The 2,870-nt window shown below is 54.3% G+C and carries 2 protein-coding genes; both read left to right on the top strand.

The genetic code is table 11. The annotated features are described in order from the left end of the window. The first annotated feature begins 157 nt into the window (after window positions 1-157). Window positions 158-1,171 (top strand): Fe(3+) ABC transporter substrate-binding protein, encoded by a 1,014-nt coding sequence (locus IBX51_RS14885; RefSeq protein WP_291832111.1) that lies wholly within the window; start codon window positions 158-160, stop codon window positions 1,169-1,171. Between the two features lie 173 nt (window positions 1,172-1,344). Then, window positions 1,345-2,870: iron ABC transporter permease (locus IBX51_RS14880; protein WP_291832110.1), on the top strand; the 1,526-nt coding region annotated here is incomplete at its 3' end.

Raw genomic sequence — 2,870 nt, 5'->3', positions numbered from 1 at the left:
CCTGTTTTTATAGTGTTATGAAGCATAACACCATTTTTACATAAATATCCCAACAGGGTTATTGACTGAAACGCAGATAGCATTGAGAATGATTGTCGTTTTTAACTGCCTGTAAGTTTGACTCTCAGGTAAGCCAGCCATGAGGAAGGAAAACACTATGCGACTGAAACTCGCCACAGCTGCCCTAATCGCAATCACTGCAACGCCTTTGGCCGCGACCGCCAATGGCGAAGTCAACATATACTCGTATCGTCAGGCTTACCTGCTTGCGCCTTTACTGACCGCCTTTACTGATGAAACCGGCATCAAAACAAACGTCATCTTTGCGCGCCAGGGCTTGGCAGAGCGCCTTGAGCGCGAAGGTCGCAACAGCCCGGCGGATATTGTGATGACGGTTGATATTTCCCGCATCAACGAGCTGGTTGAGAAAAATCTGGTCGCCGACCTGCAAAGCGACATCATGAACAAGAACATTCCGGAGAACCTGCGCCATGAAGATGGCAAATGGTTTGCGCTGACCACCCGAGGCCGCCTGATATTCACCTCAAAAGACCGCGTCAAAGAGGGAGAAATCAGCTCCTATGAGGATCTGGCCGATGAAAAATGGAAAGGCCGAGTCTGCACTCGCAGCGGCAAGCATCCTTACAGCATTGCCCTGATTTCGTCGATGATCGCTCATCACGGAGAAGCGCAAACGCAGCAGTGGCTGCAAGACGTCAAGAGCAACCTGGCCCGCAGGCCCCAGGGCGGTGACCGGGACCAGATCAAAGCGATCGCTGAAGGTTTCTGCGACGTTGCACTCGGAAACAGCTACTACTTCGGCAACATGCTGATGGACGAAAACCAACGCCCAACGGCAGAGCAGGTCAACCTGGTATTCCCGAACACTGATGACCGCGGCACCCACATCAACGTTAGCGGCATTTCACTCACCCGAAGCGCGCCCAACAGAGACAACGCCGTCAAGCTGATGGAGTTTTTGTCCTCAGATAATGCCCAACGTGTCTATGCAGAAGCCAACAGTGAGTATCCTGCCAATCCGCTGGTCCAACCTACAGGTCTGGTGGCTGAGTGGGGCGAGATGGTGTCGGACACATTGTCGCTTCAAGAGATTGCCAACAACCGAAATGCCGCGGTCAGGCTGGTAGACCGTGTGGATTATGATAACTAGCAGCAATCACGGATCGTCAGTGATGACAGCCAATCGCAAAGGGTGCCATACGTGATGGCAACCTTTGCGATTGCTCATTCCTTACCGATTATCTGACCCGCGTCATTGCAGTAAGGCATGTCTGTACTTAGAATCAGAACACTTCTCATCACCACTATCACAACGGGATCAGCATGACCGAGGTCGTTTCCAGTGCCAATCCGGGACCTTCTCAACCACTCCTGGCCAAACGCACCTCCAAACGTTGGTTAATCAGCGCCTTTATTACCACCGCGATTGTCGTGCTCCCGGTATTTGCAGTTCTGTATCTCGCGCTCTTCCCCGATGAGAATATCTGGCCTCACCTGATAGAAACCACCCTGCCACGCTACCTGACTACAACGCTGAAATTAATGATTGGCGTGGGTGTGCTCACCCTTGTGATCGGACTGGCGACCGCCTGGACCGTCACCATGTGCGAGTTTCCCGGCAGGAAGTTTTTTGAATGGGCATTGCTACTGCCGTTTGCCGTACCCGCCTATGTTATTGCCTATGTTTATACCAGCTTGCTTGACTACGCCGGCCCGGTTCAGAAGACTCTGAGAGAATGGTTCGGCTGGCAAAGCGCCAGCGATTACTGGTTTCCGGAGATCCGCAGTCTGGAGGGCGCGATCCTGATGATCGGGCTGGTGCTCTACCCTTACGTGTACCTGCTTAGCCGCGCCGCCTTTATGGAACAGTCCCCCTCCTTGTTTGCCGTCAGTCGGAGTCTTGGCCACTCAGCGCTCAGCACGTTCTTCAGGGTGGTGCTGCCAATAGCTCGCCCGGCTATCGCCGTTGGCCTCTCGCTCGTACTGATGGAAACATTAAACGACTTTGGTACGGTCGACTTCTTTGCAGTGGACACCCTGACACTGGGCCTGTTCGACACCTGGATGAATCTTGGTAATCTTGGCGGTGCCGCGCAGATTGCCACTACGATGCTGATGTTTGTGGTCATCCTGGTCACCCTGGAACGGTATTCACGGCGCCGCCAGCAACAGTTTGCGGCGCGGGATAACAGAGACCCGATCCAGCGCTTCACCATGTCCTTCCCAAGACAGATGATTTGCGTAGCTGTCTGTACCGCGCCGCTGGTGTTCGGGTTCATCATCCCCGGTGCCACTCTGGGCTACTACGCCTGGGAATACTTTGATGACAGCTGGAACCCCAGCTTTATCCGTAACACGTTTAACAGCCTTTTCCTGTCTGGCACTGCGGCTCTCACCACTCTCCTGATTGGGGTGACGCTGGCCTACAGCCGCCGGCTTCACAATACACGTGGCATGCAAGTGCTGATGAGACTGTCCAGCCTGGGCTACGCCATGCCCGGCGCCGTGCTGGCAGTGGGCGTTATTATTCCTCTCGCCGGCTTCGACAACTGGCTGGACGGACTGATGCGAGATTACTTTGGCGTCAGCACAGGACTGCTGCTCAGCGGCACCACCTTTGCGCTGATTTTCGCGTACACCGTCCGTTTTCTGGCGGTCTCTGCTGGCAGCGTAGAAAGTGCCCTGCAAAAGATCACACCCAGCATGGACATGGCCTCACGCTCACTCGGCCACACACCCGGCAAAACGCTGGCCAAGGTACATTTGCCGATGCTTAGAGGCACATTGGTGACTGCTGCGCTGGTGGTTTTTGTAGATTGTATGAAGGAGCTACCGGCAACGCTGATACT

Origin of the sequence: Marinobacter sp. (genome assembly GCF_014859525.1) — a bacterium.
Classification (GTDB): Bacteria; Pseudomonadota; Gammaproteobacteria; order Pseudomonadales; family Oleiphilaceae; genus Marinobacter.
Note: the sequence above shows the minus strand (reverse complement) of the source record. Positions and strands in the feature narration are given on the sequence as shown.

Excerpts from the sequence above, each read along its gene's own strand:
- IBX51_RS14885 (WP_291832111.1), top strand. The coding sequence starts at position 158 with ATGCGACTGAAACTCGCCACAGCTGCCCTAATCGCAATCACTGCAACG.